The 7,219-nt window shown below is 68.2% G+C and carries 6 protein-coding genes; 1 reads left to right on the forward strand and 5 read right to left on the reverse strand.

Translation table 11 applies throughout. From position 1 onward, the window contains the following. A partial coding sequence (locus tag ACFWF3_RS17890; RefSeq protein ID WP_379314513.1) for a sigma factor-like helix-turn-helix DNA-binding protein occupies positions 1-881 on the forward strand: 881 nt, incomplete at its 5' end. 10 nt (positions 882-891) lie between these two features. Here ACFWF3_RS17890 and ACFWF3_RS17895 read toward each other — a convergent pair. The 5 genes from ACFWF3_RS17895 to ACFWF3_RS17915 form a co-directional block, all read right to left on the reverse strand. Next, the gene (locus ACFWF3_RS17895; RefSeq protein ID WP_378991865.1) at positions 892-1,509 is read right to left on the reverse strand and encodes a methyltransferase domain-containing protein; all 618 of its coding nucleotides are present in this window, start codon (positions 1,507-1,509) and stop codon (positions 892-894) included. 46 nt (positions 1,510-1,555) lie between these two features. Next, complete coding sequence (locus ACFWF3_RS17900) at positions 1,556-2,632, reverse strand: metallophosphoesterase (RefSeq protein WP_378991866.1); 1,077 nt, start codon at positions 2,630-2,632, stop codon at positions 1,556-1,558. Between the two features lie 179 nt (positions 2,633-2,811). After that, a complete protein-coding gene (locus ACFWF3_RS17905) occupies positions 2,812-3,570 on the reverse strand; it encodes an HAD family hydrolase (RefSeq protein ID WP_379314514.1) in 759 nt (252 codons plus the stop codon). Continuing rightward, positions 3,567-5,969: a glycoside hydrolase family 65 protein gene (locus ACFWF3_RS17910; RefSeq protein WP_379314516.1), complete on the reverse strand. Its 2,403-nt coding sequence runs from the start codon at positions 5,967-5,969 to the stop codon at positions 3,567-3,569. Before ACFWF3_RS17910 ends, ACFWF3_RS17905 begins: the two co-directional genes overlap by 4 nt. An 85-nt stretch (positions 5,970-6,054) precedes the next feature. Continuing rightward, a partial coding sequence (locus ACFWF3_RS17915) for a sugar porter family MFS transporter (protein ID WP_379314515.1) occupies positions 6,055-7,219 on the reverse strand: 1,165 nt, incomplete at its 5' end.

Raw genomic sequence — 7,219 nt, forward strand, 5'->3', positions numbered from 1 at the left:
CCTACCGTCTGCTCGGCTCGGCCGCCGACGCCGAGGACACGGTCCAGGACGCGTTCCTGCGGTGGCAGGCCGCCGACCGCGACTATGTCGAGGTGCCGGAGGCGTGGCTGACCAAGATCGTCACGAATCTGGCGCTGGACCGGCTCCGCTCGGCGAAGGCGCGCCACGAGCGTGCGGTCGGCGCCTGGATGCCCGAACCGCTGCTCGACGGCGACCCGATGCTCGGGCCCGCCGACACCGTCGAGCAGCGCGAATCGGTGACCCTGGCGGTGCTGACGCTCATGGAACGGTTGTCGCCGACCGAACGCGCCGTGTACGTACTGCACGAGGCCTTCGCATACCGGCATGCCGAGATCGCCGGCATCCTCGACCTCACCGTGTCGGCGAGTCAGCAACACCTGCACCGTGCGCGAGGGCGGATCACCGCCGCGCGCACCACCATCGACATCGACCACGGCGCCGCCCGCCGGGTCGTCCAGGCGTTCATCGAGGCCGCCACCTCGGGTCGCACCGATCGGCTGGTCGCGCTGCTGACCGACGACGCGACCGGAATCTCCGACGGCGTCGGCGGCTCGGCCGCGAAGCTCATCCGCTACGCGAGCCCGCAACGCCTGGCCACCGCGGTGCGGGCCGGTTTCACACCGAGCCCGGCCAAGCGACGCCTCGCCGGTGGCTCGCCGTCGATCCACGCGGTTGTGGCCAACGGCTGCCCGGCCGTGCTCGTCACGCTCGGCGATCGAGTCCTCGGCGTCGCGATCCTGGAGATGCGTGCGGACAAGATCGCCGGCATGCGCAGCATCGCCGCACCGCAGAGGCTGGGACGTCTCACCGCCGAATGGCAGCGGCGCGAGCATGACGCCCCGCTGGTCCGATCGTGGTGATCAGCTGTTCTCAGGAAGAACGCGCGACGCCGAGGGACAACGCCGCCCACGCTTTCGGGGCGCCCGGCTGATAGAACCGGTCGAGTTCGGTGATCTCGAAACCCGCTTCGGTGATCAGTCCCGCGATGTCGCGCGAGAGGTGACACCCGCCGGCGATCTTCTGCTGGATCGGGTCGAGGCGATGCTGCCAGAGCTGCACCGATTCCTCCGGCGCGAGTCCGTGTTCGACGAAGTGCAAGGTGCCGCCGGGGCGCAGGACCCGGCCGATCTCGGCGAGTGCCGCCGCGATGTCGGGGATGGTGCACAAAGTGAAGGTCGACAGGGCGGTGTCGAAGGTGGCGTCGGGAAACGGCAGCGACTGGCCGTCCAGGCCCGCGCGTTCGATCGGGGTCGAGCTGCCCGCGACACGTTTCGCGGCGATCTTCCACGCGGTATCGGCGGGTTCGACCCCGCTGACCCGCTCGACCGCGGCCGGATAGAACCCGATGTTGTTGCCCGACCCGAACCCGATTTCGAGCACCTCGCCGTGTAACCCGGCGCAGGTTCGCTCGCGCAGCGGCCCGTTCTGGGCGACGCCGCAGACTTTGTCGGTGAGGTGCGGGAGGATCCGGTCGGTGTAGAAGCCCATCCACCGATCATCCTCCCGCCACCGCGTTTTCTGCACCCGGTCGCGCTCAGCCCAGTCGCCGGTCGAAGACCTCGGTGCTCGCGCCCGAGGCCGGGTCGACGGTGAGCACCGTCAGGTTCACCGAGTCGGCGGTGAGGTCCAAGACCATGAAACCCAGTTCGTGCTGGGTTTCGAACAGCGCGCTGTGCGCACCGCTCGTCAGCCGCGGCTGACCGCCCGCGGTCTTGCCCGCCGCGCCCGACACGATCTGGCGGGTGCCCTTGGTCGCCGGTGTGGGTTCGAGCACCTGCAGGGTGTGGTCGTGGCCCGACAGCAGAAACGACACCTTGCCCAGCACGTGGTCTTCGAAGAAGCGCTTGGCGTGCACGCCGTTGATCGGTTCGACCGGCAGGCCCTCGTAGTTGCCCGCGTCGCCGTGTGGGCCGTTGCTGATGTAGGCCTGATGGGTGCAGGCGATCTTCCACGGCGCGGTGGACTCGGCGAGCGCGCTGTCGAGCCAGGCGCGCTGTTCGTTCATGTACGGCCCGTCGACGGCCCAGTAGGGGTCGAGGAACGGCGGGATGTAGGCCGCGAGGGGGTTGATGTCGAGCACGAAGAACTCCACGACCGGGTTCTGTTCGGGCACGCGCACCGAGTAGTAGCGGCTCGGCATCCACCAGCGCTGTGACTTCGCGTGGTAGGCCACCTCGAAGTTGCCGCGTGCCAGCCAGCCGCCGTCGCCGGGGAACACCGAGCTGGTGTCGTGGTTGCCGAGCACCATCGCCCACGGAATGTCCAGTCCCGCATTGGGATTCTCGAATTTGGTGGCGAACTGTTCGTCGTCGGGCCCGTTGGGTCCGGTGTCGTAGATGTTGTCGCCCAGGCCCACCGCGAGCGAGAACGGCCGGCGTGCGTGGAATGCGCGTGCCGCGTCGGCTACCGCCCACTGGGTGCGGGTGCCGGTGCCCGCGTCGCCGGTGACCAGCACCCGCACGTTACGCCCGGCCTGCGGGGTGAACTTGGGCACTTCGGCAGGCACCGCCGCGGCGGGCGTGAGCCCCACCAGCGACAGGCCCGCGACGACACCGGCGGCGCCTGCCAGAACTTCACGACGGCCGATTCCGGACGAGAACTGATCGTGCATGGTCACCTTCTGGGTAATGGCTCTATTGGACAACTGACCTGATCGAAGCACACTGACATGATCGTGACGCCGCCGCAGCCTAATGGGCGCGGCCCACGGATCGTCCGTCGGTCGCGCGCATGTCGGCGAGCGTGAATACTTGCCCGACCCGGAAGCTCGTTCAGTTCAAGTCGAGTAACTCAGATCTCCCCCGACACGGCAGACCTGCGCCGATCCCTTTGGTCTTCGAGCAGATCCGCCAAATCGCTGACGACGACGTCGGCACCGGCGGCCCACAAGGCCGAGGCGCCGGTCCCCCGGTCGACCCCGATCACCCGGAATCCGCCCCGGCGCCCCGCTTCGACCCCCGACACCGCGTCCTCGATCACCACCGTGCGCACCGGATCCACGCCCAGACCCCGCGCGGCCGTGAGGAACATGTCGGGCGCCGGTTTGCTCGCGAGGCGCTCGTCGTGGGCGACCACACCGTCGATCACCATCGTGAACCTGCCCAGCAGGCCGGCGGTGTCCAGCACGAGCACCGCATTGCGCGAGCTCGACACCACCGCCATCGGGACACCGGCGGCGGCGAGCGCGTCGACCAGGCGCAACGACCCGTCGAACACCTCGACACCGTCACCACGGATGATCTCGGTGAAACGGACGTTCTTGCGGTTGCCCAACCCGTGCACCGTCTGCGCGCCGGGTGGATCGTCCAGCTCACCGTCGGGCACGCTCACGCCGCGCGAGGCGAGCACCGACCGCACGCCCGCCGCACGCGCTTTGCCGTCCACCAGCGCGAAGTAGTCGGCATCGGTGTAAGGGGCGGCTTCCGGCGCGACGGCGGGCAAGAACTCGGTGAACAGCGCCGACCACGCCCGCCGATGCACCGCCGCGGTGTCGGTGAGGACGCCGTCGAGATCGAACAGCACTGCCTGCGCGTCGAAGACGCCGGTCATGGCGCCCCGACCTCGACCACGACACCGGGTTCGAGTGTCACCGGCCGACCCCACACCGTGATCTCCACCGATGGCCCCGCACCGACCAGCTCGAAGCGCGCGTCCCGGTGCCCGAGATCGGCCCGCACCGACCGACCCCGCCAGTGCACCGCGTACCGTAACCGTTGCCAGGACGCCGGAAGCGCGGGTGCGAAACGTAATCCGTCGACGTCGGCGCGCAATCCACCGAAGCCGTGCGTCGCGACCTGCCAGGTGCCCGCCGCCGACGCGATGTGGATTCCCTCTTCGGTATTGCCCTGGTTGTCGTCGAGATCGACGAACGCCGACCGCTCGAAATACCGTTCCGCCGTGCGGCAATCGCCCACCTGCAACCCCACGATCGCATGGATCGACGGGCTGAGCGACGACTTGTGCATCGTGCGCTGCTCATAGAACTCGTAGTTCAACCGCCGGGTGGCCGGGGAGTATTCGTCGGGCAGCATGTGCAGCAGCATCACCACATCGGGCTGTTTGAGCAGCGAGGTGGTCTCGCAGTCGAAAGGGCTGTAGCCGACCGGAAGTCGCGGCATGCCGTTGTCGTCCCAGTCGACGATGGGCACCACCGTGCGATCGAAATAACCGTCGAATTGCTCGATGACACCGCAGTCGGGATCGGTCGGCGCCCGCAGCCGGTCCGCGGTGGCGAGCCACCGGGCTGGTTCACCCGCCTCCAGCCCGATCGAGGCCATGAGCTCGTGCACCCGCTCGGGCCGTTCCCGCGACATCCGTTCGTACACCGCCGCCGCCTGCTGAAGATGCCAGTGCACCAGCCTGTTCGTGAACGCGTTGTTGTCGACGTGGGAGTGGAACTCGTCCGGTCCCATCACCGTCCGGATGGCGAGCCGATCGCCGTCCTCGACGCACCGCTGCACCCAGAATCGAGCGGTGTCGAACAGGATCTCCGAGCCTTCCCCGAACAGGTAGTCGTCATCGCCGGTGACGGCGGCGTAGCGCATGATCGCGTAGGCGATATCGGCGGTGATGTGCAGTTCTTCTTCGCGGGTGTAGAAACGGTCCTTCCCGTCCGGGGTGTATTGCGGACACTCCTCGCGGCCGGTATCGGCCGATTCCCACGGATAGCGCGCGCCGCCGGTTCCGTTGTCGGCGGCGACTTCCCGCGCGCCGGGCAGGGTGTGGTGGCGGTAGCCCAGCAGCGCGCGGGCGGCGCGCGGCCGGGTGAACAGGAAGAACGGCAGCAGCATCACCTCCGTATCCCAGAAGACATGCCCGCGATAGCCCTCGCCGGACAGCGCTTTCGCGCCGATGCTCACGGTCGGATCGTCGGGGTCCGCGGCGATGAGCAGGTGATAGATCGCGAACCGCAGCGCCTGGGTCACCCGATCGTCGCCGACCACTTCGCAATCGGCGGCGGCCCACATCCCCTCCCACGCCGCCCGGTTGGCCGCGGCGGCGGTATCGAACGAGTCTGCGCGCGCGACGGTGTCGAGTGCGCGCGCCCGAGGTGGGCGCACCGCTCGATAGTCGCGACTGGTGGCGATACCGACGAGCTTGTCCACCCGCACGGTTTCGTCTGCGCCCACGTCGAAATGCCACTGCACCTCGATGCCGTCGTGGCGGACCCGCTGGCGACGCTGCCCGCTGTCGGCCGAGCAGGTGAAGGCATAGGCCAGGTCGACCCCGCTGTCGATGGTGCGGCTTTCGATGACGCCGACCTCACCGTCGAATCCCGCACCGACCGACACCAGGTGCGTGGACTTGGCCCACTTGTCCCACTTGCGTTCGTAGCCGAATGCCGTCTGTTCGTGGTAGGTCGGCAACCGTTCGAGATTGCGCCGGTTCGCGTCGATACCGGTCCGCACCGTGACCGCCCCCGCGTAATCCAGGCACGTCACTTCGATCCGCAGACAGCACAGATCACGGTCGGCGGTACTGGCGAACCGCTCGGTCCGCAGCCTGGCCCGCGCGCCGCTGGGCAGCCGGAACACGGTGTCGCGGTGCAGGACTCCACTGCGCAGGTCCAGTGCACGACGATGCGCGACCACCTGCACGGACTCGGTGTCCAGGCGCAGACCGTCGACGAAGACCTCGCTGTCGAGCCAGTCCGGCGCGTTCACCAGATCGATGACCGGGGAGTCGTAGGCGTCGTAGACACCGGCGATGAACGTGCCCGGCAACGCCCCTGTGTGCCGTTCCTCGAGCGAGCCACGGGTACCCAGGCGCCCGTTGCCGATGGTGAACATCGTCTCGAAGTAGTTGGCGCGCTGCGGGTTCCAGGCGTCCTCGACCACCGTCCACGAGGTGGTCTCGCTCGTGTGGGTCCGGGCGTTGCCCGTCTCACCGCCGCGGACCGCGCGCGATGCCCGGTTCGTCTGCGCTGGGTAGCCGTAGGCCGAATGCATCACGCAGCCTTCCTGGTCGAAGGGTGATCGATGACCGCACTGCGATGGTGACGACGTGGTCGAGCCGGTGTCGCTTCGGGCGGGGTCAGGCGCTGGCGATGGGCCGTTCGTAGCCGGCGGCCTCGTCCATGTCCTCGAGCGACATCCCCTTGGTCTCGGGCACAAACTTGGCGACGAAGCCCAGCGACAGCAGCGCGAACACCGCGTACATTCCGTAGGCGAAGCCGAGCGAGAAGGTCTTCAGGCTGGGGAACGAGACGGTGATCGCCCAGTTCGCCGCCCACTGGCCGGCCGCCGCGAGCGACAGCGCGGCGCCACGGATCCGGTTGGGGAACATCTCCCCGAGCAGCACCCACACCACCGGGCCCCAGCTCATGCCGAAGAACACGACGAACAGGTTGGCCGCGACCAGCGCGATCGGACCGAGCGCACCGGTCAGGTGTGGCTCCATGACGCCTTCGGCGTCGGGCAGCTGGTCGGCGCCGCCGAAGCAGATAGCCATCGTGGCCAGGGTGACGGTCATTCCGATCGAGCCGGTCAGCAGCAACGGTTTGCGGCCCACCTTGTCGATGAGCATGATCGCGACGATCGTGGTGGCGATGTTGACCACCGAGGTGAACACGCTGATCTGGAACGACTGGGATTCCTCGAAGCCGACGGCCTCCCACAGCACATTCGAGTAGTAGAAGATCACGTTGATGCCCACCGCCTGCTGGAACACCGACAGCATCAGCCCCACCCACACGACGGGATAGAGCCCGCCCGCCGGTCGGCGCAGGTCCTTCCAGGACGGCTTGGTATCGCTGCGCAGGCTCTCCTCGATCCGGCCGATGGTGAGCTCGAGGTTCTTCTCACCGAACAGCATCGACAGCACGCGCCGGGCCTCGGGGATCTTGTGCGTGGCGACCAGGTAGCGCGGCGACTCCGGGATCGTGGAGGCCAATACGCCGTAGACCACGGCGGGTACCACCATGGACAAGAACATCCAGCGCCAGGCTTCGAGCCCGAACCACAGGATCTCGCTCGCGCCACCGGCGAGGTGGGCGAGCACGTAGTCCACCAGCAGGGCCAGGAAGATGCCGAGCACGATGGCCAGCTGTTGCAGTGATCCGAGCCTGCCGCGGATCCGCGCGGGCGAGGTCTCGGCGATGTAGGCGGGGGCGATGACCGAGGCCACACCGACACCGAGACCACCGATCACCCGGCCGACGACCAGGATCCACACATCGGGCGCGAAAGCGGTGACCACC

The organism is Nocardia sp. NPDC060220, assembly GCF_042727815.1.
Taxonomy (GTDB): domain Bacteria; phylum Actinomycetota; class Actinomycetes; order Mycobacteriales; family Mycobacteriaceae; genus Nocardia.